The sequence below is a fragment of the Actinocatenispora rupis genome, assembly GCF_016861975.1.
Classification (GTDB): Bacteria; Actinomycetota; Actinomycetes; order Mycobacteriales; family Micromonosporaceae; genus Actinocatenispora; species Actinocatenispora rupis.
Map to the genome: position 1 here is coordinate 41,643 of NZ_BOMB01000046.1, position 23,925 is coordinate 65,567.

A 23,925-nucleotide genomic window follows, 5' to 3' on the forward strand; every position below is an offset into this window, starting at 1 on the left:
GCGGCCCCGGACGAACGATGCTGGAAGGCATGGGACGGCGGACGACCGGCGCGGTGGCCGGGGTGCTCGCGGGCGCGGTCGCGCTCGGCGTGGCGGAGCTGGCGGCGGCCTTCGTACGGCCGGAGTCGGCGCCGGTCGAGGCGGTCGGCGCCGGCGTGGTGCGGTTGACCCCGGCCGCGGTCAAGGACTTCGCCATCCGGACTTTCGGGGCGTACGACAAGACCGCGCTGATCGTCGGCATCCTCGTACTGCTCGTCCCGATCGCCGCGCTACTCGGGATGCTCGCCGCCCGGCGCCGCTGGATCGGCATGCTCGGCTTCGCCGCGTTCGGCCTGCTCGGGGTCGTGGCGGCGGCGGTGCAGCCGGACGCCGGCCCGCTCGATCCGGTGCCGTCGCTGGTCGGCGCCGTCGTCGGGCTCGGCACCCTCGGCCTGCTGCTGCGCACCCCCGACCCCGAGATCACCCCCGAGGGGTACGAGCGGCGCCGGTTCCTCGCGCTCGCCGGCGCGTCCGTGGCCGCCGCCGCGCTCGCCGGGTACGGCGGGCGGGCGTTGCAGAAGGCGCGGTTCGCCGCCGACCGGTCCCGCGCCGCCGTACGCATCCCGCGCGCCGCGAGCCCCGCCCCACCCGTACCGGCCGGCGCCGACCTGCGGCTGCCCGGACTGAGCCCGTGGCGTACCGGCGACGCCGACTTCTACCGGGTGGACACCGCGCTGACGCTGCCGCAGGTGGCGGCGGAGACGTGGCGCCTGACCGTACACGGGCGGGTGGACCACCCCGTCACGCTCACGTACGAGGAGCTGCTGAAACGGCCGCTGATCGAGCGGGACATCACGCTGTGCTGCGTGTCGAACCCGGTCGGCGGGCCGTACATCGGGAACGCGCGGTGGACCGGCGTCCGGCTGGCCGACCTGCTGCGCGAGGCCGGTGTCCACCCCGACGCCGACCAGATCGTCAGCCGCTCCGCCGACGGCATGACCATCGGCACCCCCACCGCCGTCGTACTCGACGGCCGCGACGCGATGCTCGCGGTGGCGATGAACGGCGTACCGCTGCCGATCAAGCACGGCTTCCCCGTCCGGATGCTCGTCCCCGGCCTGTACGGCTACGTCTCCGCCTGCAAGTGGCTCGTCGACCTGGAACTCACCACGTTCGCCGACTACGACGCGTACTGGGTGCCCCGCGGGTACTCGGCGCAGGCGCCGGTCAAGACGGAGTCCCGGATCGACACGCCGCGGGACGGGGCGCGGCGGCCCGCCGGTCGGGTCGCGGTCGCCGGGGTGGCGTGGGCGCAGCACAAGGGCATCAGCCGCGTCGAGGTACGCGTGGACGACGGTCCGTGGCGGCCGGCGCGGCTGGCCCCCGTACCGACGGCCGACACCTGGCGCCAGTGGGTGTACGACTGGGACGCCACGCCCGGCGACCACGTCCTGCGGGTCCGCGCCACCGACTCCACCGGGTACACGCAGACGGGCGCGCAGGCGGACGTGGCGCCGAACGGCGCGACCGGCTGGCACTCGGCCAGCGTCACGGTCGGCTGAGCCGTCGGTCAGTGCGTGCCGGGGATCTTGTTCGGAGCGCCGAGAAAGCCCTGGATCAGCGCGAACGCGACGATCGCGACGATCGCCAGGATCGCGGCGATCATCTGCCGCCGGCGGGTGCGGCGGTGCTGGGCGGGGTCGACCGGCTCGGCCTGCGCCGCACGCTGGGTGTCGGGCTCGGCCCGGTCGGGCCGGTGCGGGCGCTCGGGCGAGGAGCCGGAGGCGGGCACCCGGGCGCCGGGAGGATTCGTCATGATCTGCTCCGGTACGCGACGGGCTGGTCCTGATGCGTCGGCGCGGGCGCGATCTGCGACGTCATGGCTGGTCGGACAACCAGGAAAGCCCGCCGGCCGAGACTGGCCGCCGGGCGCGTCCGGGCGGGGAACCCGACCATCAACACCGGTCCATCGTGCCACCCCGGCGCGAGGCACCCCGGCGAGGAGTCGCCCGAACCGGTGATCGGCCCGTACGCTCTGTGGCGTGTCTGGCTATCTCGGCTCGTACGCCACGCTCGGCATCCTGCTGGTCGTGGGCGTCGTGCTGTTCGGTGCGGCGTTCGCGGGGAACCGGCTGCTTCGTCCGCACCGTCCCGATCCGGGCAAGCTCACGACGTACGAGTCGGGCGTGGACCCGGTCGGCGGTGACTGGGCGCAGGCCGAGATCCGCTACTACGTCTTCGCGTACCTGTACGTGCTGTTCGCCGTGGAGAGCGTTTTCCTGTTCCCGTGGGCGCTCGTGTTCGCCCGCCCCGGCTTCGGTACGACGACGCTCGTCGAGATGGCCGTCTTCGTCGCCGTCCTGCTCCTCGGCCTGCTGTACGCGTGGCGCAAGGGCGTCCTGCGCTGGACCTGACCGCCCCCCCGGGTCCTTCGCGTCGTGCTCGGTGCTCGCCGCGACCTTGCCGACCGTGCCGACCCGCCCGGGAAGTCGCCGGGCGTCGACAAGGGGACGTCGAGCGTCGCGTTCCGCAGGTCCTGGTACCGCGGGGCGAACGCGGTCGGTCCGCCGGTCTGGTGGAACCCCGACCCGTCCCGGCCGTACGTCCGCCACTGCGTCTGCCCGTGCCGGACACGTACCGGGTCGGGGGGTGGTTGCGCGTCGTCCGGGCGCATCGTCCGGCGGTAGGTTGGGGCACGGGAGTACGACGAGGACCGTGGAGGCGGGATGACCGGACCGGTGCCGCTGCCGACACCCGCGCCGCGGCGCGGGGTGGCCGGCGTGCTCGGCGAGCCGATCCGCTTCGTACTGAACTGGGGCCGGCGGTATTCGCTGTGGGTCTTCAACTTCGGCCTCGCCTGCTGCGCGATCGAGTTCATCGCGGCGTCGATGGGCCGGCACGACTTCATCCGGCTCGGCGTCATCCCGTTCGCGCACGGGCCGCGGCAGGCCGACCTGATGGTCGTCTCCGGAACCGTCACCGACAAGATGGCCCCCGCGATCAAGCGGCTGTACGACCAGATGGCCGAGCCGAAGTACGTGATCTCGTTCGGTGCCTGCTCGAACTCCGGCGGCCCCTACTGGGACTCGTACTCGGTGACCAAGGGCGTCGACCAGCTCATCCCCGTCGACGTGTACGTGCCGGGCTGCCCGCCGCGGCCGGAGGCGTTGCTGCACGGCATCCTGCGGCTCCAGGACCGGATCGCGCGCGAGCAGGTCGGCCTCGGCGGCGCCCGCCGCGACGACCCGCTGGCACCCGGTGTCGCCCGCGCCGGCGCCACCGACGCCGCCACGCTGACCGCCCCGCCGGTACGGCCGTAGCGTCTGTAGCAGCGCGACCCGGCCGTCCGCGGCGCGGGGCACGGGGCCGGGGAGCATGGTGACCGATCGGCCGGCCGTACCGGGGCGGAACGGGGCAAACCCGCGCGACGCGGTGGGCCGGCGCGAGACGGTGCACGGACCCGGTCGGCAATAGGATCGGGTCATGAGAACCGCCGACGTACTCCGTTCGACGGGGGCGGCATGAGTGCAGACGGGTCCGGCGCCGCGGGCCACGGGCCGGGCGCGGGTGTGGGCGCGCGGCTGGCCGAGCTGCTGGGCGACGGCTGCGTCGCGTCCGTGTCCGGCGGCGGCGACTGGGCGCGGGACACCGTCGACGTACCGCCGGGGCGGTGGGTGGCGGCGCTGACCGCCGCGCGCGACGAGCTGGGCTGCGACTTCTTCGACTGGTTGTCCGCGGTCGACGAGCTGCCGGACGGGTTCCGCGTGGTGGCGCACCTGTGGTCGGTCGCCGGCCGGTACGGGGTGCTCGTGCGTACCCTGCTCGACCCGGCGGACTCCACTGTGGACAGTGTGGTGCCGGTGTACCCCGGGGCCGCGTGGCACGAGCGCGAGACGTACGAGATGTTCGGGATCGGGTTCGCGGGGCACGAGGACCTGCGCCCGCTGCTGCTGCCGGACGGCTTCGAGGGGCACCCGCTGCGCAAGGACTTCATCCTGGCGAGCCGGGTGGCGAAGCCGTGGCCCGGCGCCAAGGAACCGGGTGAGAGCCATGCCGGCTCGGCCGGTGCCGGCAAGCGGGCGCCGATGCGGCCACCGGGCGTACCGGCGCCGGGCGAGTGGGGTGACGCCTGATGCCGCTCTGGGCCGAGCTGGTACTGCGGCTCGCCGGCGTGATCGTCGCGTTCCTGGTGCTGCCGCTGGTGGTGGGCCAGATCGAGCACAAGGTGATGGCGCACATGCAGGGCCGCCTCGGCCCCATGTACGCCGGCGCCTTCCACGGCTGGGCGCAGCTCGTCGCCGACGGCGTCAAGTTCGTACAGAAGGAGGAGGTCGTCCCGGCCGCCGCGGACAGGCACGTGTTCCGCGCCGCCCCGATCCTCGCCCTGCTGCCGTACCTGGCGGTCATGTTGGTGTTGCCGCTCGGGCCGGGGCTCGCCGGGCAGGCCCTCGACATCGGCCTGTTCCTGGTACTCGCGGTCGTCGGGGTCGGCGTCGTCGCGGTACTCATGGCCGCGTGGTCCAGCGCGAACAAGTACAGCCTGCTCGGTGGGCTGCGGGCGGCGGCGCAGCTGCTCGGCTACGAGCTGCCGTTCGTACTCTCCGCGGCGAGCGTGGCGATGGCGGCCGGCACGCTGTCACTGTCCGGCATCGTCGAGGCGTGGCACCCGTGGTGGCTGGCGTGGCAGCTGCCGGCCCTGCTGGTGTTCTTCACGGCCGGGCTGGCGGAGATCCGGCGCCCACCGTTCGACATGCCGGTGGCCGACTCCGAGCTGGTGTTCGGCTACATGACCGAGTACACGGGGCTGCGGTTCGCGCTGTTCCTGCTCGCCGAGTACGTGGGGATCGTGGTGATCTCGGCGCTGACCACGGTGCTGTTCCTGGGCGGCTGGCGCGGGCCGTTCGCGGACGACGCGCTCGGCTGGCTGTGGACGCTGGTCAAGGTGTTCCTGGTCGCGTTCGTGATCATCTGGGTACGGGTGAGTTTCCCGCGCCTGCGCGCCGACCAGTTGCAGCGGTTCTGCTGGCTGGTGCTGGTACCGGTGTCGCTGGGGCAGCTGGTGTTGACCGCCGTCGTGCGCGTCGCGATGTCCTGACGCCGGCTCGGGAATCCCTTGGTACGCCGGGGAATCCGGCTACGGGCGGGGAGTCCTGAGCGGGGAAAAGGGCGCGGCCCCGATCGGCCGCGTCCCTTCCCTGCACCCCCCGCAGTACTGGCCACCGGCGTCGAAACGGTACGCCGGGGTCGTTCGGACCCTAGCACCTGTATTGAGAATTTGACCGCTGCAAGTTGCACCGAACACGTCGGAACGGGTGCCGTCAAGCGAGGATCCGACAACCCGGACGGGGTGCGTACAGCTGACAAAAGTATTCAATCGATCATGAAAGTCCCCTTATGTGGAAGCGGTTGACGACCGCTGAGGGGGACCGGCGATGCCACGGGGGCCGCCGAGTTCGTGGGTGCGGAGCAGACGGGAGGCGTCCGCCTTCCGCCACCACACACCACGAAGGGGCAGCAGTGACGGAACACCACGCGCGCGGCGACACGCATCGCCGGCGTACCAGGTTCGCCGCGGTCGCGGTACTCGCGGTCGTCGCCAGCGTCCTGACCGGATCCCTGATCGGATCGGGCCGGGCCGCCGCGCAACCACCCAACACGTTCATCGCCCGGGCCGTCCCCGGCGCGCAGGCGTCGGAACGCACCACCGGGGTACCGGCCGCGGTGACGATCGCCCAGGCGGCCTGGGAGTCCGCGTGGGGCGACGCGGCGCCGGGAAACAACTTCTTCGGCATCAAGTGCACCAGCCCGAACGACCCGGGCCCCAACGGCACCGGCTGCACCCGGCGCAAGACCACCGAGTGCGACCCCACCTGCCACCCCGCCTACGCGTACTTCCGGGACTACGCCTCGCCCGAGGGGTCCTTCAAGGACCACGGCGAGTTCCTCCGGGACAACAAGCGGTACGCCACGGCGTTCAGGTACACGAACGATCCGGACCGGTTCATCACGGAGGTGGCCCGGGCCGGATACGCCACGGATCCCAACTACGCCAAGAACATCATCGGCATCATGCGTTCCCACAACCTCTACCAGTACGACGTCGGTGGGGGCGGTGGCACCCCGCCGCCGCCGGCGAAGCAGGACACGACGCTGGCGTACACGGGGGCGAAGCACGTGGCGAACGGTGCGGCGGCGACCCTGTCGGCCGTGCTCACCACGAAGTCCGGCTCGGCCATCGACGGGCGGACCGTGAGCTTCGCGCTGGGTACGGGGAACGGTGCGCAGTCGTGCACCGCGAAGACCGACGGCAAGGGCACCGCGTCGTGCGTGGTGCGCTCGGTGCGGCAGCCGCTGACCGCGGACGCGACCGTACCGGTGAAGGCGACGTTCGGCGGTGACGACAGGTACGCGGCGTCGTCGACGAACGCCACCGTCCGGCTCACGTACGCGACGGGCCGGGCCTACGGGCTGTCGCTGTCCGCCGGCCTGCCGGGCCTGTCCGTACGGCTCGTGCCGCAGCCGGACACCGGCGCGGTGCGTACGGCGGACCCGACGGCGCGGCACGCCCGGTGCACGGCCACGCTCGACCTCGCGGTCGCGCACGCCCACGCCGTCTGCCCGACCGTGACCACCGCGACCGGTACGGCCACGGCCACCACCACGGTGTCGGACGTGACGGTGGGTCTCAAGGACCTGCCCCTCGTCCAGATCTCCGCGGTACGCGCCACCGCCACCGCCCGGTGCGACGGCACGACCGGCTCCGCCACCGTGCACGTGACCGTCGGCGGCGTACCGGTGCACGTGTCGACCGGGCCGAACTCGACGGTCGACCTCGGCGACGGCCTCCGCCTCGTCGTCGACGAGCAGGTACGCGGCGACGGCGGGCTCACCGTCAACGCCGTACACCTGACCGCGGCGTCCGGCGCGGTCGACCTCGTGGTCGGCTCCGCCACCGCCGCCATGCACAACTGCTCCTGACGGGATGCGCCGGGTTGCCCGGTGCCGCACCACCGTCCGATCCGCCCCGTACCGCCGCGCGGTGCGGGGCGGCTTCGCGCACTGCGGGTTCGCGGTGCGGGGTTCGCGGTGCGGGGCGAGTTCGTGCTTTGCGGGCGCGTTGCGCGGGCCGCCGGGCGGGGCGGGTTCGCTTGCGTACCGGCGGATCCGGGTTCCGATTCGGGTGGATCGGCGGCGTAGCACCGGGATCGTCCTCGTCCGTACGGCCGGTTCCGGGCCGGTCGCAGCGCGTCTAACCTCCGCTTCCGGTGGAAACCCCGCCAGAACTTGAGGAGATCCCCCCGTTGAACGAGAACGACAGACAGCCCGACGATCCGCGCCCCGACCCCGAAGCCCGGCCCGCCCCCGCGGATCCCACCGCGGGCCCCACCTCGGACGCTGCGCCCGGCGCGCCGCCGTCGCCGTGGGCGCGCCCGGCCGACGGCGCCCCCACCTCGCCCGAGGTTCCCACCGAACCGCCGGTTCCCACCGCACCTGGGCTTCCCACCGGGGTTCCCGCCGCAGCAGGGGTTCCCGCCGCGCCGCCGCTTCCTACCGCACCTGAGGTCTCCGCCGCGCCGCCGGTTCCTGCCGCGCCCGAGGTTTCCGCCGCGCCGCCAGTTCCTCCCGCGCCGCCGGTTTCCGCTGCGGCGCCGGGCGAGCCGTACGCTTCGACCGCGGCGCCGGGCGAGCCGTACGCCCGGACCGCGCCCCCGGTCGACGCGTACGGTGCCGCGCCCGGCGCGCCGTCGGCGCTGGACGCGGGGTACCGGCCGGGCGAGCCGTACGCGATCCGGATCGGACTGGACGAGCCCGGGTACGTGCCGCCACCGCCGCCACCGCCGACGCGACGCCGGCGTACCGGGATGCTGGTGGGTGGTCTCGCGGTCGTGGTGGTGCTCGCGCTGGCCGTGGGGCTCGTCGGGATTCCGCTCTACCACAAGCTTTTCGCGCCGTCGCCGACCGAGCGGGTGCTGGCCGCGGCGGCCGAGGTCGCCGCCGCCGACGCGGTGCACCTGACCGGCGGGCTGTCCGTCGACGAGACCGACACCCAGCAGACCGTCGACCTCACCGTGGACGTCAAGGGCCGGGCGTACGGGACGGTCCGGCGGGCCGGCGGACGCGCCGACGTGGTGTCCGACGGCGACGGGAACACGTACGTGCGGGGTGACCGGCGGTGGGTGCTCGCCACCGATCCGGCGCGCGCCGGGTATCTGGTGGGGAAGTGGGCGACCGCCGGGTCGGGGCTGACCGTGCTGCCGTCGAAGCTGTCGCCGACCGATCTCGCCGCGTACCTGAAGGCGGGGCTGCGGGCGGACGACCCGCGGCACGCGGCGGTGGACGCCGACCCGGCGTACCCGCGGTCGGTGCACGGGACGGCGGTCACGCCGCTGAAGCTGCCGGGCGGCGGCGTGGCGTACGTGACGGCGGACGAGCCGTACCGGCTGGTCGCGGTGGACGGTGGGGTGGGCGCCGCGGACACCGCGCACGTCGCGTTCGACGTGACGCACGTGCGGAAGTCGGCGTTCGACAAGGGCATCGCCGGGTACGGCGGCGTCGACCGGGACCGTGACCCGGTGGCGCCCGCCCGGTACGAGGTCGGCAAGGCCGACAACGGGTACTGCGACGAGTCGTCCTGCTCGGAGTCCGGCACCGTCAAGGCGGACGGCGGGGACACCACCCGGCGCGGCCACCTCGTCGGCCTGTTCTCCACGGACAAGGCGGGCAAGCACGCGTTCGCCACCTGTACGGCGAAGCTGCCGGCGATCCGGCCGAACCACTCCGCCAAGGTGACCTGCTCGGCCGACCCGGACGAGTGGCGGGCGTGGACGGCCACCTCGCCCGACCCCCACTTCTGGGTCTTCCTGCTCCCGCTGAGCGGCGGGTACGACGACGACCCGAAGCTGGTACTGGACCTGCTCCGGTCCAACCGGCTCAGCACGTACGGCGCGCTGGCCGGCGGGGACGCGGTCGACTCGACGGCGGCGCTGGATCTGGTGAACCGGTTGGGAAAGCGGCATGGCTGGACCGGTGACGCCGCGGTCGAGGCGGTGGCCCAGCTCGCCGAGAGCGGTGCGCTCGGCGTGGTGCAGCCGCTGGTCGCCGGCGATCACCTCACCCTCGACGCCGAGACGTTCAACGCGCGGTTCCGCCCCACCGACCTCCCCCGGTACGACGAGGCCGCGCGACGGGTGGCCGGCGGTACCGGGCGGGTGGCGATCGGGCCGTGGACCGACAGCGACGGCAGCACGTACGAGGGGGACGTGTTCGACCTGACCGGCAAGCGGGTCGTCACCGTCACCGACCTCGGCGGTACCGGTCGGGCCGCGGTGCGCGCCGCGGTCGTCGGCGGCGCCCGCGACGCCCGGTCGGCGAAGGTACCGGCCGGGTTCGGGCGGGACCTGCGGCTGGTCGCCGGCGCCAGCAGCCCCCTGTACCGGGTGGGGCGCGGTGACGTACGTGCCGCGCTGCGCGACGCCGGAGTACGGCGGAAGGATCTGGCGGGGTTGACGGCGATCGTCGTCGGTACGGGCGGCGGCACGGTGACGCTGCACCCGGCCGACTTCGCCTGACCGGGTACCGCGGGCCCCCGGTGGACGGGGGCCCGCGGCGGGTCAGGAGTGACCCGAGACGGGCTTCGGCCGGTACGGCTCGGCCAGCAGCGCCAGCTCCTCCGCCGACAGCCGCAGTTCGGTCGCGGCGAGCGCGTCGTCCAGGTGGTGCGCCTTCGTCGCGCCCACGATCGGCGCGGTCACGGCCGGTTGGTGCAGCAGCCACGCCAGCGCCACCTGCGCCTGCGGTACGCCGTGCGCCTCGGCGACGTCCGCGACCCGGTCCACGATCGTGAAGTCCGACTCGTCGTACGCGTAGAAGCCGAGGTTGCCCGGGTCCGTACGGGACCGGACCGTGTGCTGCTGCCCGTCCCGGCCGCGGTTGCCGGCGAGGAAACCGCGGGCCAGCGGCGACCACGGCACTATGCCCACACCCTGGTCGGCACACAGCGGGATCATCTCCCGCTCCTCCTCGCGGTACACCAGGTTGTAGTGGTTCTGCATGGACACGAAGCGGGTCCAGCCGTGCGCCTCCGCCGTGTGCTGCGCCTTCGCGAACTGCCACGCCCACATCGACGACGCCCCGATGTACCGGGCCTTGCCGGCGCGGACCACGTCGTGCAGCGCGGCCATCGTCTCCTCGACGGGCGTCTCCGGATCGAACCGGTGGATCTGGTACAGGTCCACGTAGTCGGTACCGAGCCGGCGCAGCGACGCGTCGATCGAGTCCATGATGTGCGCGCGGGACAGGCCGCGGTCGTTCGGCCCGTCGCCGGTCGGGTGGTACACCTTCGTCGCCACCACGTAGTCCTCGCGGCGGGTGAAGAACCGGCGCAGCAGCCGGCCGGTGATCTCCTCGCTGGCGCCCAGCGAGTACATGTCGGCGGTGTCGTAGAAGGTGACGCCGCCCTCGACGGCGCGCCGTACGAACGGTGCCGCGTCGGCCTCCGGCAGCACCCACTCGCGCCAGTTCACCGGGTCGCCGTAGCTCATCATGCCCAGGCACAGCCGGGACACCTTGAGCCCGCTCGTGCCGAGTCGTACGTATTCCACCGGGCTGTCCTTCCTGCGCGGCCCGCGTCGACGGCGTGACCTGCGGTGTGACGGGTCTGGCGGGTTCGATTCTGACAACCCCGCCGTCGGCCGCGCCGGCGGGCGGGTGTACGCGGTGGCAGGATGGGCGGCATGGGCGGATCGGTACCGGGCGGCGGCCTGGCCAGGGGACTGGCCACGACGCTGAAGACGATGGTGCGGCCGGCGCACACCGAGCAGTACCCGGACGTCCAGCCGGAGCTGCCGCCCCGGTCCCGCGGCGTCATCGCGCTGCTGGCGGAGAACTGCACGGTCTGCATGCTGTGCGCCCGCGAATGCCCCGACTGGTGCATCTACATCGACTCGCACAAGGAGACCGTGCAGGTACCCGGCGCGGCGCGGGCCCGGCAGAAGAACATGCTGGACCGCTTCGCGATCGACTTCTCCCTCTGCATGTACTGCGGGATCTGCATCGAGGCGTGCCCGTTCGACGCCCTGTACTGGACCCCCGAGTTCGAGTACGCGGAGTACGACATCCGCGACCTGCTGCACGAGAAGGAACGGCTCGGCGACTGGATGGCGACCGTACCGGCGCCGCCCGCGCACGACCCGAACGGCGAGCCGGCCAAGGAGGTCACCGCCGCCGAGCGCAAGGGTTCCGCACCCGCCGCCCGGGTACGCGTCAGCCGCCCGCCGTCCCGCCCCGCGGCACCGCCTGCGGATCCGGCCCCGCCGTCCGGGTCGACGCCGCCTGCCGGCCCGACACCGCCGTCCGATGCGACGCCGCCGTCGGAGCCGGACCCGCCGGCCGGGTCCTGACACCCGCTGCGGAGTGTTGTCGCGCCGTGCGTCCCGACACGGCAGGATGGATCACCATGGGTGGGTTGGTGCCGTGACGGTCGCGGACGTACTGCTGGTGGCGCTGGGCGCGGTGACGCTCGGCGCCGGCGTGCTGGTGGTGACCGGTCGGCACCTCGTCCGGTGCGGGTTGTGGCTGGTGGTCTCGCTGGGCGGGCTGGCCGGCATGTACCTGGTGCTCACGGCCGAGCTGGTCGCCTGGGTGCAGATCCTGCTGTACGTCGGGGCCGTCGTGGTGCTGCTGCTGTTCGGGGTGATGCTGACGCGCGCGCCGATCGGCCCGTCGCCGGACCTGGACCGGCCGCGGTTCGCCGGGCTGCTGGTGGGTGGCGGGGCCGGGCTGGGGCTCGCCGCGCTGCTCGTCGACGCGTACCGGTGGGGTCGGGTCGACCAGCCGCCGCCGGGTACCGCGGCCCGGATCGGCGCGGCACTGTTCCGGCAGTGGGTGCTGCCGTTCGAGGTGGTGTCGGTGTTGCTGCTGGCCGCGCTGGTCGGCGCGATCGTGCTGTCCCGCCGGGGTGACCGCTGATGCACCCGGTCATTCCGTACGTGGTGGCCGCGCTGCTGTTCGGCGTCGGCGTCTACGGCGTCCTGGTACGACGCAACGCCGTGCTGCTGCTCATGTCCATCGAGCTGATGCTCAACGCGGTCAACCTGATGTTCGTCACCGCGGACACCTCGATCGTCGGCGTACCGCGGTCGGGTCAGGTGTTCACGCTGTTCGTGATCGTGCTGGCGGCGGCCGAGGTGGGTGTCGGGCTCGCGGTGATCCTGCGGTTCTTCCGGCTGCGCGCCTCGGTGGAGACCGACGGCGTCGGCGCCGCCACCGAGACCGACGCCCCGCGCGAGGCCGATGCCCCGCGCGCCGCGGTACGACCGGACCCGGACGGGGAGGCGCGGTGAGCCTGCCGACCGTGCTCGCGGTACTGCTGCCGACGGTGCCGGGCGCCGCCGGTCTCGCCGGCCTGCTCGTACGGCCCGCGGCGCGACGTACCGCGGCGGCGTTGGGGATCGCGGCGACGGCGGTGGCGCTGGTGGCCGCCGTCGCGCTCACCGCGCTGCGGCAGACGGCCACGGGCTCGGTGACGCTGGCCGACCTCGGCGACGTCACCGTGCACGTCGGCGTACGGGTGGATCCGGTCGCGGCGGCGGTGGCGGTCGCGGTCGGCACCGTGGCCCTGCTCGTGCAGGTGTACTCGGTGGCCTACCTCGACCGCGACGACCGGTACGCACCGTACGCGGCGCAGGTCAGCCTGTTCTGCGCGGCGATGCTGACCGTGGTGGTGGCCTCCGACCTGATCCAGCTGCTGGTCGGCTGGGAGGTCATGGGCATCTGCTCGTACCTGCTGATCGCGCACGACCGTACGTTGCCGGAGGCGCCGGCCGCGGCGGTCAAGGCGTTCCTGGTGACGCGGGTCGGTGACGTCGGGTTCTGGCTCGGCGTGATCCTGCTGGGCACGGGCGCCGACAGCTTCCGGATCGACGACGTGATCCGGGCCGCCGCGTCCGGCGAACTGTCGCACGCCCGGGTCACCGCCGCCTGCCTGCTGCTGCTCGCCGGGGTCGCCGGCAAGAGCGCGCAGTTCCCGCTGCACACCTGGCTGCCGGACGCGATGGCCGGCCCCACCCCGATCAGCGCGCTGATCCACGCGGCCACCATGGTCGCCGCCGGCATCTACGTCGTCGCCCGGCTGTACCCGCTGTTCCTCGGCGCGCCGGCGGCGCTCACCGTACTGGGGGTCATGGCGGCGGTGACGATGCTGCTCGGCGCGCTCGCCGCGACCGCGCAGGACGACATCAAACGCGTACTCGCCTGGTCGACGGTGAGCCAGCTGGCGTACATGGCGGGTGCGCTCGCGGCCGGTTCGGACCAGGCGGCGATCTTCCACCTGCTGACACACGCGGCGTTCAAGGCGCTGCTCTTCCTGGCGGCCGGCTCGGTCATCCACGCCGCCGGTACGAACCTGATGAGCCGGATGGGCGGGCTGCGCCGCGGCATGCCGGTCACGTTCTGGACGATGACGGTCGGGCTCGCGGCGCTGGCCGGCGTACCGCCGTTCGCGGGGTTCTGGAGCAAGGAGGCGGTACTGGACGCGGCGGCGCGCGGCTCGTCCGGCACGGTGCTGGCGAGCCTGGCGCCGGTGCACCTGCTGGTCCTCGTCGCCGGCCTGGTCACCGTCGCCATCACCGCCTGGTACGCCACGCGGCTGTGGCTGCGGACGTTCTTCGGCGCGTCGCGCGGCGCGGCGGGGCACGAGCCGGCACGGACCATGTGGATCCCGCTGGTCGTGCTGGCCGTACCGGCGGTGGGTCTCGGCGCGCTGACCCTGGTGCCGCGCACCACCGAGTTCGGCTGGTTCGCGTACGCGCCGGCGCGGCACTTCGGGGTGTTCACCGCGGCGTCCGGGTACGGCCGCGGGGCGTTCGGCGGGGCGGAGCTGGACCCGGTCGTCGTGGCGATCAGCCTGGCGATGACCGCCGCCGGCGTACTCGGCGCGTACCTGCTGTGGCGCCGGGACACCGCCGCCGACCCGGCCCGCGTACTCGGCCGCGCGGGTGCGCTGTTCGCCGCCGGGTTCCGGCTGGACGACGTGCAGCGCGCCCTGGTCGTACGGCCGGTGCAGGCGGTGGCGACCGCGGTGTGGCTCGGCGACGCCCGGGTCGTCGACGGCGGCGTCACCGGTACGGCCCGCGGCGCGCGCCGCCTCGGCCGTACGCTGGCGCGCCTGCACACCGGCCTGCCCGGCTACCTCACCGCGGTACTCGCCGGCGCCCTCGTCCTCGGCCTCGTCGCCGTACTCGTCGGAGGTGTGCGGTGACCGTGTTGCTGGTCGCGACGCTGGCCGTACCGGCGCTGGGTGCGCTGGCCGCCGCGCTGCTGCCGGACCGTACCGGCCGGGTCGTGGGGACGGTGGCCGCGGCGCTGGCGTTCCTGGCGTCGGTGGCGCTGGCGTTCGGCCGGGAGCCGGGCGGCACGGGCGCGATCCGGCCGTGGCACCAGCTCGACGTGCCCTGGGCGCCGGCCCTCGACCTGCGCTTCCACCTCGGCGTGGACGGCATCTCCTGGCCGCTGGTCGTCCTCACCACCCTGCTCACGCTGCTGTGCTGCGGGTACACGGTGTGGCGGGTGCCGGTGCCGGGGGTGGACCGGCCCGGCGTCGACCCGGGCGGGCCGGCCGAGGAGGCGCGACCGGACGACCGCGGGCGCTACCTGGTGGCGCTGCTGCTGGCGATCGAGGTCGGCATCCTCGGCGTGTTCGAGTCGCTGGACCTGGTGCTGTTCTTCGTGTTCTTCGAGATCGTCCTGCTCCCCATGTACGCGGTGATCGCGGTGTGGGGCGGCCCGCGCCGGCGTGCCGCGGCGACCAAGTTCGTGCTGTACACGCTGTTCGGGTCGGTGCTGCTGCTGGCCGGCGTGTTCGTGGTGGTGGCGGGCGCGGGGACGGCCGACCTGGTCACGCTCACCCAGCGCGGCGGCGCCGGCCTCGGCCACGGTACGCAGGTGGTGGCGTTCGCGTTGCTGGCGCTGGCGTTCGCGGTGAAGTCGCCGCTGTGGCCGCTGCACACCTGGCTGCCCGACGCGCACACCGAGGCGCCGACGGTCGGCTCCGTGATCCTCGCCGGCGTACTGCTCAAGATGGGCACGTACGGGCTGCTCCGCGTCGCGGTCGGCACCGTACCGGGCGGTGCGCGCACGCTCGCCCCGCTGCTCGGCGTGCTCGCCACCGCCGCGATCCTCATCGGTGCGCTGGTGTGCCTGCGGCAGACCGAGCTGAAACGCCTGATCGCGTACTCCTCCGTCGGCCACATGGGCTTCGTACTGCTCGGCATCGCCACGCTGAGCGCCACCGGGTTCCAGGCCGCGCTGGTCGGCAACATCGCGCACGGGCTGCTCACCGGCCTGCTGTTCTTCCTGGCCGGTGCGCTGAAGGACCGGGCGCACACCGGTGAGCTGGACCGGCTCGGCGGCCTGCGCGAGGTCGCGCCGGGCCTCGCCGGTCTGCTCGCGTTCGCCGCGATCGGTTCACTCGGACTGCCCGGCCTCGCCGGCTTCTGGGGCGAGCTGTTCACCGTGTACGCCGCGGTCCGGCACGGCGGTCCACTGTGGATGGTCCTGGCCGTACTGGCCGCGGTCGGCGGCGCGCTGGCCGCGGCGTACTTCCTGCGGTTGCTGCGGCGGGTGACGCACGGGCCGGCGGTGAACGCCGTGGTGGGCCTGCGTCCGACGGCGCTGGCCGGGGCCGAACTCGTCGCCTGGTCGCCCCTGGTACTGCTGGCGCTCGCCGTCGGCCTCGCCCCCTCCCTCGTCCTCGCGCTCACCGCGGCCCCGGTGCACGCCCTGGTGACGGCGGTGACCCCGTGAGCGAGCGAACCAGAATCGTCGTGCGCTGTCCCCAGCCGCGTCGCGGCTGCCTCGTCGGGGTTCCGACGGAGGAGGAACGCCGATGAGCGAGCGTCAGCGAGTGAGTCAGGATCGTCGTGCGTGGTGCCTCGTCGGGGTTCCGACGGAGGAGGAACGCCGATGAGCGTGCAGGCGATCGACCAGGTGGCGTTGCTGCCGGCGTACCTGGCGGCGGTGACGGCGGTCGCCGCGTTCGTCACCGATCTCGTCGTACCGGGGCGGCGCGGGCCGGTGCTGTCCGTCGCGGCTCTCGGTACGGTCGCGACCGCGGTGGCGGCGGGGATCGTCGGCGCCGGGCCGCGCCGCGGCACGTTCTGCACCGCCGGTGGCGTACTGCCGGGCGGGGTGCACGTCGGCACGTCCTGCTCGTACGTCGCGGACCACACCGGCGCGCTGGTCGCCGTCGCGTTCTGCGCGGTCGCGCTGGCCGTACTGGGCCTGTCGGTACCGGCGCTGCGGGCGCGCGTCGCGCCGAGCGGCGAGTACACCTTCCTGGTGTTGGCGTCGCTGACCGGCGGCGTGGTGCTGGGCTACTCGCGCGACCTGATCACGCTGGTGATCGCCCTGGAGACCCTCACCCTCCCGCTGTACGTGCTGGTCGGGCTGCGCCGCCGCACCCGTGCCGACGACGTACGGGGACCGCGGGACGCGGCGGCCGGGTCGGTGACGTTCTTCGCGGTGTCGGTGGTGTCGACGGCGGTGACGCTGCTCGGCGCCGCCCTGCTGTACGGGCTGACCGGCGCGGTGCACCTGGACCGGCTGGCTGCCGCGCTCGCGCACCGCGACGACCTGCGACACGTACCGCTGACCGCGGCGGCGGTGCTGCTGATCCTGGTGGGGCTGGCGTTCAAGGTGGCGGCGGTGCCGTTCCACGGCTGGGCGCCGGCCACGTACGACGGGGCGCCGCTGCCCGTCGCGGCGTACCTGTCAACCGCGTCGAAGCTCGGCGGCATCGTCGCCCTGCTGTACGTGGGGGTCGACGCGCTGCGCCCGTGGCTCGACGTCGCCGGTCCCCTCTTCGCCGTACTCGCGGTGGCGACCATGACGGTCGGCAACCTGACCGCGCTGCGCCAGGTACGGATGGTGCGGCTGCTCGCGTTCTCCTCGGTGGCGCAGGCCGGCTACCTGATCGCGCCGCTCGGTGCGCTCGCCGCCCCGGCCGGTCGCGAGCCGGCGGCGCTGCGGGTCATCGTCGCCGGCACCCTCGGGTACACGATCTTCTACCTGCTGCTGGAGCTGGGCGCGTTCGCCGGAGTGGTCGCGTTGCGCGGCGCGGACGGCGGCGGTGAGCTGGCCGAGTACCGGGGGGTGGGGCGGGCGCGGCCGGTGGTCGGCGCGGCGCTGGCGCTGGCCCTGGTCGGCCTGGCCGGGTTGCCGCCGGGCCTCGCCGGACTGTTCGCCAAGGTCACCGTGGTCCGCGCGACGCTGGCCGGCGGTGCCGCCTGGCTCGCCGTCGTGATCGGCCTCAACGCCGTCGTCGGCCTCGCGTACTACCTGCGTGTCGTGGTGCAGCTGTACCGCCCGGGCGAGCCGGCACCGGCGCCCCGCGTACCGGTGACGGTGGGGGTGGTGCTCGCCGCGGTGACGGCCGCCGCGGTCGTCGTCGGCTTCGCCCCGCAGCTCGTCCTGGACGCCGCCGCGCTCTTCTGAACGTCAGCGTTTTCCCAGCTCGTTACCAGCGGACCGGGGCATCCTGGAGTCGGACCCGGCAACCCGCGGCCCGGGATGAAACGGCATCCCGGCCGCGTTGTACGTGGTCCACGGGACATTCCAGGGAGTGATGAGGGTGGCCGTGCACCGGCACCACAACGGCCTGCGGACCGCGCTGCTGCTCGGTCTGCTGACCGCACTGATCATCGGCATCGGGTACCTGATCGGCGGCGGCACCGGTCTGGTCGTCGCGGTGCTGATCTCGCTCGCCATGAACGCCGCGACGTACTTCTGGTCCGACAAGATCGCGCTGCGGTCGATGGGCGCCCAGCCGGTCAGCGAGGCCCAGGCACCCCAGCTGTACGCGATGGTCCGCGAGCTGTCGACGGCCGCGCGCCAGCCCATGCCCCGCCTGTACATCAGCCCGACGGCGCAACCCAACGCGTTCGCCACCGGGCGCAACCCGAAGAACGCGGCGGTCTGCGTCACCGACGGCATCATGCGCATCCTGGCCCCGCGCGAGCTGCGGGCCGTGATCGGACACGAGCTGTCCCACGTGTACAACCGGGACATCCTCATCTCCAGCGTGGCCGCGGCGCTGGGCGGGATCATCACCGCGCTGGCGTACCTGGCGTGGTTCATCCCGTTCGGGCGGTCGGACGACGACGACGGCCCCGGCATCCTCGGCGTACTCGCGATGCTGATCCTCGGCCCGATCGCCGCGTCGCTGATCCAGCTCGGCATCAGCCGCAGCCGCGAGTTCGAGGCGGACGCGGACGGCGCGCGGCTGTCGAACGACCCACTGGCGCTCGCCAGCGCGCTGCGCAAGATCGACGCGGGCGCCAGCGCGATGCCGCTGCAACCGACGAGCCAGCTCCAGTCCAGCGCCCACCTGATGATCGCGAACCCGCTGCGCGCGGCCGGCGTCGCGAAGCTCTTCTCGACCCACCCGCCGATGGCGGAGCGCGTCGAGCGGCTGGAACAGATGGCCATCACGGGCGGCCCCGCACGGCTCTGACCAGCCCTTCGACCCCGCACCACCACGTCCCGGTCCGTCCCGTACGGGCCGGGACGTTCCGTACCCCGGGTGCGTGGACTACCGTCGCCGTCATGATCCACGTGGTCCGGCACGCCGAACCCGAGGTACGCCCGGACACCCCGCCCGACCGCTGGCCCCTGACACCCGCCGAGCACACCGAACGCGCCGCCGGCCGCCCGCTCGTCCTCGGTACGCAGGGCATGGCGCTCACCGTCTGGCTGCGTACCGTCGCCGAGCTGCCCGACCCGACCGCGTTCTGGGCCGCGCTCCGCTTCCCCGATCTGCTGCGGGTCGATCCCGCGGCCCGCACCGTACTCCCGGAGGTCCTGCCGTGACGGATGTCGAGCTGACCCACCTCGCCGGTACCCGCGGCGACGTCGTCGTGCACCGCTGGCCGCACCCCGCCCCCACCCACCGCGTACTCCTGGCCCACGGGTACGGCGAGCATCTCGGCCGGTACCACCACGTGGCCGCCGCCCTGCACGCCAACGGTGCCGAGGTCGTCGGCCCGGACCACCTCGGGCACGGCCGGTCCGAGGGCGAACGCGTCCTCGTCGAGTCGTACGACGACGTGCTGGCCGACTTCCACGCCGCCGCCCAGCAGACCCCGACCGACCTCCCCGTCGTACTCGTCGGGCACTCGATGGGCGGCATGATCGCCGCCCGGTACGCCCAGCTGCACGCCGCGGACCTCACCGCCGTCGTCCTGTCCGGACCGGTACTCGGCAGCTGGTACCCGGTGGAGGAGTTCGCCGACGGCGAGATCCCGGACGAGCCGCTGGACGTCAGCACCCTGTCCCGCGACCCGGCCGTCGGCGAGCGGTACGCGGCCGATCCGCTGATCTGGCACGGTCCGTTCAAGCGCCCCACGCTGCGCGCCATCGGCCGCTGCCTCGACGAGATCAACAACGGCCCGCGCATCACGAAGCCGACGTTGTGGGCGCACGGCGGCGACGACCAGCTCGTACCGATCGGGCCGACGCGGGCCGGGGTGGCGCGCATCCGCGGCGAGAACCTGACCGCCGTCGAGTACCCGGGGGCGCGGCACGAGATCTTCAACGAGACCAACGCCGACGACATCCTGGCCGACGTCACCCGCTTCGTCACCTCGGCGCTGCGCGGCACACCCGCCGGCCTGCCCCGCTGACCCCGCCACCGCCGGCGGGGTCGGGGCGCGGCGTCAGCGGTAGTTCGTGAACTGGAGCGGGATCTCCAGGTCCGCCTGCTTGAGCAGCGTGATGACCGCCTGCAGGTCGTCCTTCTTCTTGCCGGTGACGCGCAGCTGGTCGCCCTGGATCTGCGCCTGCACGCCCTTCGGGCCCTCGTCCCGGATCAGCTTGCCGATCTTCTTGGCCTGGTCCTGCTCGATCCCGGACACCAACCCACAACTGATCTTGTACGTCTTGCCCGACGCCTGCGGCTCCCCGGCGTCCAGCGCCTTGAGCGAGACGTTCCGCTTGACCAGCTTCTCCTTGAAGACGTCCAGTACCGCCTTCACGCGCTCCTCGGTCTCCGCGGTCAGCGTCACCGCCTCCTCGCCCGACCAGGAGATGTCGGCACCGGTACCCCGGAAGTCGAACCGCTGACTGATCTCCTTGGCCGCCTGGTTGACCGCGTTGTCGACCTCCTGCCGGTCCAGCTTGCTGACGATGTCGAAGCTCGGATTCGCCACGGATCGTGCTCCCGTACTGCGTCGATGACCTGCTCTGCCCGTACCGCGGGCACGCCCGGACCGCTGCCTCGTGCCCACCCGCGACGCCGACGCTACCCGTTTGCGTCGCCCCCGGGGCGTACGGCTATCCTTCTCTCGCACCCCGTGCTGACGCGCGTGGCGCACCCTGGCGGGTTGCCCGAGTGGCCAAAGGGAGCGGACTGTAAATCCGTCGGCTTCGCCTACACAGGTTCGAATCCTGTACCCGCCACGCCAGGGTTGACGAAGGCCCCCGACCAGCAGCAATGCCGGTCGGGGGCCTTCGTCGTGCCTGGCTCGCGGCGTGCCTCAGCCGATGCCCTGCCGGTCCACGAGCCCCAGCGTCGGGGCGAACCACATGGTGTCGCGCAGACGTTCGCGCAGCGGCGAGACCTGCTACCCGTCGTACGCATCGAACGGGCCGGTCGCGCGCCGTCGGCTCCGCGAGCGCCGGGTACGCAAGGCATGTCGCATTGGTGGACCGAGACCGGGCGTACGGTATCGGCAAGATCATGTCGCGCCGGGCGCCCACGGCCGGAAGATCGGGTGCAACGCGCTCGGGGCGCCGTGCGTGTGCTCGGGTGAGTCCACCGGTACGCGAGGGTTCGGCGGCGCAGAGGTAAACGGAGCGTGGTGCCCGGAGTACGGAAGGGATGGATCGCGCGATCGGGCCCGGCGAATGTCTGCCGGAGCCGAAGTGGGTGAAGCTGCGCCGATCGGATCATCCGGTCAGGTAACTTTCCCGGCAAACCGCCATCTAAGCCGCGACGTGCTCGAACGTTCGGGTGGAGACGCGCGGTGATCCCTTCTGTTGGCGTCGCGCTTGCGGCTAGCATCAGGGCCTGGCCGGTCGCCGGTTGCGACCCGATCCCGATCGTGAGTGGTTCAGGAGAGTCTCATGCGTAAGCTCAAGACGTCCCGTTGGGCGGTACGCGTGGCCGCGCTGGCTGCTGCTGCAACCGCTGGCGCACTCGTGTTCGCGTCCAACGCCGCCGCCGCGGACTACGGCTGGACGCTGGTCGGTCGCTGACCGTCCCGGTGCATCACCACGTCTGACCCGTCAGACCAGACGGTGCCGCACTCACCCCGGTGAGTCCGTCGAGAGGCAATGTCCTTCGAGTGGCAACGCCCTTCGACAGGCAATGTCCGTCGAGGAGCCAACGTCCGTCGAGAGGCAACGGATGCGCGCATGAGTCCTGCGACGCCTGTCTCTGGTCGCGCGGCGATGTACTCCTGGCTCATCACGTCAGGACTCATCGTTCTGACCGTGGCGTTGACCGTACCCACCGCGGGCGTGAGCCACTTCCGGTTCGGCCCGTGGTGGCTGTTCGCCGCGCTCGCGGCGCTGTTCCTGGCGGGCCAGGCGATCAACCTCCATCTGGAGGTCGGTCGCCAGAGCATGACGGTGGCGCTGGTCGAGATCCCGCTGCTGCTGTCCCTCTTCCTGCTCCACCCCCTCGGCGTACTCGCGGCGCGCGTGCTCGCCGGCGCCGTCGTGTACCTGTGGCGTACCAAGGACGTCACCAAGTACTTCTTCAACGTCTTCCTGTTCGCGGCCGCGACCGCCGTGGCGAACGCGGTGGTCGTCGCGTTCGGGCCGCTGTCGCCGACGCACCCGCAGAGCTGGGTCGTGGCGCTCTCCGCGATCCTGATGGCCGAGCTGGTGACGTACCTCGGGGTGGCGTTGGTGATCAGCGTCGTCCAGGGCGGGCTCACCACCCGCGGCCTGCTGCGCAACGCGCAACCGATGGCGGCCGGTCTGGTCTGCGCCGTCATCGGCCTGATCATGTTGCTGGCCATCCAGGTCACGCTCTGGTCGCTGCTCCTGCTGCTGGGGCTCACGGTGGCCGTGGCGCTGGCGTACCGGGCGTATGCGCGGTTCCTCAGCGAGCACCAGAAACTCGACCAGATGTACGAACTGACCCGCGCGGTGCGGCGGGCGAGTTCCGAGGGCGAGCTGGCCGACATCCTGCTCGCCCGCGTACGCGAGATGCTCCGCGCCGAGTACGCGACGCTCTGGTTGCCCGCCTCCGGTCGGTACCCGGAGGTGTTGTTGACGGCGAAGGAGGGCGTGCGCGGCCTGCTGGACAAGGCGCCCGCGCCGCACAGCCTGCGCGCCGAGGTGATCGAGGAGGGCGCGACCCGGGCGGTCGGGCCGAAGCTCGGGGACGACCGGGAGCGGGAGCTGCTGGCGAGTAGCCGGGTGAAGGACGTGATCACGGTGCCGCTGCGGTCCGGCAGCGCGACCGTCGGCTGCCTGGAGTGCGCGAACCGGCTCGGTGACCTGCACCTGTTCGACCATGCCGACGTGGCGCTGATGGAGGCGATCGCGTCGCAGACCGCGGTGGCGGTGGAGAATTCGCGGCTGGTCGAGCGGCTGCGGTTCGACGCGTACCACGACGCGCTGACGGCGCTGCCCAACCGGCACCGGATGATCACCGCGCTGGAGGAGGCGGTGCAGGTCCGGGCGCCGGGCGAGGTCGTGGCGCTGCTGATCTTCGACGTGGACGGGTTGCGCGACGTGAACGACTCGCTCGGCCACAGCGCCGGCGACCAGTTGCTCGCCGAGGTCGGCAAGCGGCTGGCCGACCGGGCGCCGGCGGGGTCGCTGGTGGCGCGGATCGGCGGCGACGAGTTCGCGCTGCTGCTACGGATGGGCAACACGGAGGCGGCGGTCGGGCTGGCCGGCGAGCTGCGTACCGCGTTGCAGGACCCGATGCCGTTCGGCACGCTGCGGCTCGACGTGGACACCGCGGTCGGCATCGCGATCCACCCCGACCACGGCAGCGAGCCGGAGATGCTGCTGCAACGCGCCGACCTCGCCACCCTGGCCGCGAAGGGTACGCAGGCGGCGGTGCAGGTGTTCAACCTCGGTCTGGAGTCGCGCAGCGTCCGCCGGCTCGGCCTCGCCGGCGACCTGCGCCGCGCCATCGACGCCGGCGACCTCGAGGTGTACTTCCAGCCCAAGATCGCGATCGGTCGCCGCGAGCTGGTCGGCGTCGAGTGCCTGGCCCGGTGGAAGCACCCCACGCACGGCTGGGTCGCGCCGGAGGACTTCGTCGCGGTCGCCGAGCACACCGGGCAGCTCGGCCGCCTGACCGACCTCGTACTGCGGGAGGGGTTGCGGCGGTGCCGGCAGTGGGGTGACGAGGGTCATCCGCTGACCGTCGCGGTGAACCTGTCGCCGCGCACGCTGGTCGATCCGGTGTTCGCGGGCTACCTGGAGGAGCTGGTCCAGGAGTACGGGGTGCCGCCGGAGCGGCTCACCCTGGAGATCACCGAGGACGGCATGATCGCCGAGACCGACCGGCCGCTGCCGACGCTGCGCCGGCTCCGCGAGATCGGCGTACGGCTGTCCGTGGACGACTTCGGTACCGGCTACTCGTCGCTGTCGTACCTGCGGCGGCTGCCGGTGCAGGAGGTCAAGATCGACCGGACGTTCGTGCAGGGCATGGCGACCGACGAGGGCGACCACGCGATCGTGCGCGCGGTGGTCGACCTGGCCGGTCACTTCGGCCTCCAGGTCGTCGCCGAGGGCGTGGAGAGCGAGCTGGCACTCAGCCAGCTTGAGGAGATCGGCTGCGACGTCGGCCAGGGCTTCTACTTCTCCCGGCCCCTGTCGTACGAGCGGCTCACGGCCTGGTTGGCGGCCCGTACGGAGGTGTCGCCGGCGGATTCGGGAGACGACCGGAAGCTGCGCGTCGTGCCCTGACGACAGGGGCGGGGA

General features: G+C 73.0%; 21 protein-coding genes and 1 tRNA gene. 19 read left to right on the plus strand and 3 right to left on the minus strand.

From position 1 onward, the window contains the following. Window positions 1–29: 29 nt before the first annotated feature. Window positions 30–1,541: a molybdopterin-dependent oxidoreductase gene (locus Aru02nite_RS32505; protein ID WP_203664073.1), complete on the plus strand. Its 1,512-nt coding sequence runs from the start codon at window positions 30–32 to the stop codon at window positions 1,539–1,541. 8 nt (window positions 1,542–1,549) lie between these two features. On the opposite strand, the gene Aru02nite_RS32510 is transcribed toward Aru02nite_RS32505, so the two are convergent. After that, window positions 1,550–1,795: a hypothetical protein gene (locus Aru02nite_RS32510; RefSeq protein ID WP_203664074.1), complete on the minus strand. Its 246-nt coding sequence runs from the start codon at window positions 1,793–1,795 to the stop codon at window positions 1,550–1,552. Between the two features lie 226 nt (window positions 1,796–2,021). On the opposite strand from Aru02nite_RS32510, the gene Aru02nite_RS32515 reads away from it, so the two are divergent. The 6 genes from Aru02nite_RS32515 to Aru02nite_RS32540 all read left to right on the plus strand — a co-directional run bounded on the left by Aru02nite_RS32515 (window position 2,022) and on the right by Aru02nite_RS32540 (window position 9,548). Continuing rightward, window positions 2,022–2,393 (plus strand): NADH-quinone oxidoreductase subunit A, encoded by a 372-nt coding sequence (locus tag Aru02nite_RS32515; protein WP_203664075.1) that lies wholly within the window; start codon window positions 2,022–2,024, stop codon window positions 2,391–2,393. 312 nt (window positions 2,394–2,705) lie between these two features. After that, complete coding sequence (locus Aru02nite_RS32520; RefSeq protein WP_239077087.1) at window positions 2,706–3,299, plus strand: NADH-quinone oxidoreductase subunit B; 594 nt, start codon at window positions 2,706–2,708, stop codon at window positions 3,297–3,299. A 201-nt stretch (window positions 3,300–3,500) separates the two neighbouring features. Continuing rightward, on the plus strand, window positions 3,501–4,112 hold the full coding sequence (locus Aru02nite_RS32525) for an NADH-quinone oxidoreductase subunit C (protein ID WP_203664076.1): 612 nt from the start codon (window positions 3,501–3,503) through the stop codon (window positions 4,110–4,112). Continuing rightward, the gene (locus Aru02nite_RS32530) at window positions 4,112–5,074 is read left to right on the plus strand and encodes a complex I subunit 1/NuoH family protein (protein ID WP_203664077.1); all 963 of its coding nucleotides are present in this window, start codon (window positions 4,112–4,114) and stop codon (window positions 5,072–5,074) included. The genes Aru02nite_RS32525 and Aru02nite_RS32530 overlap by 1 nt, the downstream gene beginning before the upstream one ends. Before the next feature lie 422 nt (window positions 5,075–5,496). Beyond that, entirely contained in the window at window positions 5,497–6,957 is a 1,461-nt protein-coding gene (locus tag Aru02nite_RS32535) for a choice-of-anchor P family protein (protein ID WP_203664079.1), read from the plus strand. A gap of 890 nt (window positions 6,958–7,847) precedes the next feature. After that, window positions 7,848–9,548 carry a hypothetical protein gene (locus Aru02nite_RS32540; RefSeq protein WP_203664081.1) on the plus strand — a complete coding sequence of 567 codons (1,701 nt, stop codon included), beginning with the start codon at window positions 7,848–7,850 and terminating at the stop codon, window positions 9,546–9,548. A gap of 42 nt (window positions 9,549–9,590) precedes the next feature. Here the strand turns inward: Aru02nite_RS32540 and Aru02nite_RS32545 are convergent, their stop codons facing one another. After that, window positions 9,591–10,580 (minus strand): aldo/keto reductase, encoded by a 990-nt coding sequence (locus Aru02nite_RS32545; RefSeq protein WP_203664083.1) that lies wholly within the window; start codon window positions 10,578–10,580, stop codon window positions 9,591–9,593. Window positions 10,581–10,703: 123 nt separating this feature from the next. On the opposite strand from Aru02nite_RS32545, the gene Aru02nite_RS32550 reads away from it, so the two are divergent. The 9 genes from Aru02nite_RS32550 to Aru02nite_RS32590 all read left to right on the plus strand — a co-directional run bounded on the left by Aru02nite_RS32550 (window position 10,704) and on the right by Aru02nite_RS32590 (window position 19,655). Beyond that, entirely contained in the window at window positions 10,704–11,378 is a 675-nt protein-coding gene (locus tag Aru02nite_RS32550) for a NuoI/complex I 23 kDa subunit family protein (RefSeq protein ID WP_203664084.1), read from the plus strand. Window positions 11,379–11,451: 73 nt separating this feature from the next. Further along, window positions 11,452–11,946, plus strand: coding sequence for an NADH-quinone oxidoreductase subunit J family protein (locus Aru02nite_RS32555; protein ID WP_203664085.1), 495 nt, complete (start codon window positions 11,452–11,454; stop codon window positions 11,944–11,946). Beyond that, a complete protein-coding gene (nuoK, locus tag Aru02nite_RS32560) occupies window positions 11,946–12,320 on the plus strand; it encodes an NADH-quinone oxidoreductase subunit NuoK (protein ID WP_203664086.1) in 375 nt (124 codons plus the stop codon). Before Aru02nite_RS32555 ends, nuoK begins: the two co-directional genes overlap by 1 nt. Then, window positions 12,317–14,236, plus strand: coding sequence for an NADH-quinone oxidoreductase subunit 5 family protein (locus Aru02nite_RS32565; RefSeq protein ID WP_203664087.1), 1,920 nt, complete (start codon window positions 12,317–12,319; stop codon window positions 14,234–14,236). Before nuoK ends, Aru02nite_RS32565 begins: the two co-directional genes overlap by 4 nt. After that, complete coding sequence (locus tag Aru02nite_RS32570; protein ID WP_203664088.1) at window positions 14,233–15,780, plus strand: complex I subunit 4 family protein; 1,548 nt, start codon at window positions 14,233–14,235, stop codon at window positions 15,778–15,780. Before Aru02nite_RS32565 ends, Aru02nite_RS32570 begins: the two co-directional genes overlap by 4 nt. 159 nt (window positions 15,781–15,939) lie before the next feature. Then, complete coding sequence (locus tag Aru02nite_RS32575) at window positions 15,940–17,469, plus strand: NADH-quinone oxidoreductase subunit N (protein ID WP_203664090.1); 1,530 nt, start codon at window positions 15,940–15,942, stop codon at window positions 17,467–17,469. 130 nt (window positions 17,470–17,599) lie between these two features. Further along, window positions 17,600–18,487 (plus strand): zinc metalloprotease HtpX, encoded by an 888-nt coding sequence (htpX, locus tag Aru02nite_RS32580; protein ID WP_203664092.1) that lies wholly within the window; start codon window positions 17,600–17,602, stop codon window positions 18,485–18,487. Between the two features lie 92 nt (window positions 18,488–18,579). Then, the gene (locus Aru02nite_RS32585) at window positions 18,580–18,843 is read left to right on the plus strand and encodes a hypothetical protein (RefSeq protein ID WP_203664094.1); all 264 of its coding nucleotides are present in this window, start codon (window positions 18,580–18,582) and stop codon (window positions 18,841–18,843) included. Beyond that, window positions 18,840–19,655, plus strand: a complete 816-nt coding sequence (locus Aru02nite_RS32590) for an alpha/beta hydrolase (protein ID WP_203664095.1) — start codon at window positions 18,840–18,842, stop codon at window positions 19,653–19,655. Before Aru02nite_RS32585 ends, Aru02nite_RS32590 begins: the two co-directional genes overlap by 4 nt. Before the next feature lie 33 nt (window positions 19,656–19,688). Here Aru02nite_RS32590 and Aru02nite_RS32595 read toward each other — a convergent pair whose 3' ends face one another. Beyond that, complete coding sequence (locus Aru02nite_RS32595) at window positions 19,689–20,180, minus strand: YajQ family cyclic di-GMP-binding protein (protein ID WP_203664096.1); 492 nt, start codon at window positions 20,178–20,180, stop codon at window positions 19,689–19,691. A gap of 168 nt (window positions 20,181–20,348) precedes the next feature. Here Aru02nite_RS32595 and Aru02nite_RS32600 point away from each other — a divergent pair. The 3 genes from Aru02nite_RS32600 (at window position 20,349) to Aru02nite_RS32605 (ending at window position 23,910) form a co-directional block, all read left to right on the plus strand. Beyond that, window positions 20,349–20,430: transfer RNA gene (locus Aru02nite_RS32600), tRNA-Tyr, on the plus strand. A 666-nt stretch (window positions 20,431–21,096) separates the two neighbouring features. Beyond that, window positions 21,097–21,228, plus strand: coding sequence for a hypothetical protein (locus Aru02nite_RS37375; RefSeq protein ID WP_275408768.1), 132 nt, complete (start codon window positions 21,097–21,099; stop codon window positions 21,226–21,228). Between the two features lie 159 nt (window positions 21,229–21,387). Beyond that, entirely contained in the window at window positions 21,388–23,910 is a 2,523-nt protein-coding gene (locus Aru02nite_RS32605) for a putative bifunctional diguanylate cyclase/phosphodiesterase (protein ID WP_203664097.1), read from the plus strand. Window positions 23,911–23,925: the final 15 nt, after the last annotated feature.

Coding starts and splice junctions, on each gene's coding strand:
- Aru02nite_RS32505 (WP_203664073.1), top strand. CDS start 30: ATGGGACGGCGGACGACCGGCGCGGTGGCCGGGGTGCTCGCGGGCGCG.
- Aru02nite_RS32510 (WP_203664074.1), bottom strand. CDS start 1,795: ATGACGAATCCTCCCGGCGCCCGGGTGCCCGCCTCCGGCTCCTCGCCC.
- Aru02nite_RS32520 (WP_239077087.1), top strand. CDS start 2,706: ATGACCGGACCGGTGCCGCTGCCGACACCCGCGCCGCGGCGCGGGGTG.
- Aru02nite_RS32525 (WP_203664076.1), top strand. CDS start 3,501: ATGAGTGCAGACGGGTCCGGCGCCGCGGGCCACGGGCCGGGCGCGGGT.
- Aru02nite_RS32530 (WP_203664077.1), top strand. CDS start 4,112: ATGCCGCTCTGGGCCGAGCTGGTACTGCGGCTCGCCGGCGTGATCGTC.
- Aru02nite_RS32550 (WP_203664084.1), top strand. CDS start 10,704: ATGGGCGGCATGGGCGGATCGGTACCGGGCGGCGGCCTGGCCAGGGGA.
- nuoK (WP_203664086.1), top strand. CDS start 11,946: ATGCACCCGGTCATTCCGTACGTGGTGGCCGCGCTGCTGTTCGGCGTC.
- Aru02nite_RS32575 (WP_203664090.1), top strand. CDS start 15,940: ATGAGCGTGCAGGCGATCGACCAGGTGGCGTTGCTGCCGGCGTACCTG.
- htpX (WP_203664092.1), top strand. CDS start 17,600: ATGAGGGTGGCCGTGCACCGGCACCACAACGGCCTGCGGACCGCGCTG.
- Aru02nite_RS32585 (WP_203664094.1), top strand. CDS start 18,580: ATGATCCACGTGGTCCGGCACGCCGAACCCGAGGTACGCCCGGACACC.
- Aru02nite_RS37375 (WP_275408768.1), top strand. CDS start 21,097: ATGCGTAAGCTCAAGACGTCCCGTTGGGCGGTACGCGTGGCCGCGCTG.
- Aru02nite_RS32605 (WP_203664097.1), top strand. CDS start 21,388: ATGAGTCCTGCGACGCCTGTCTCTGGTCGCGCGGCGATGTACTCCTGG.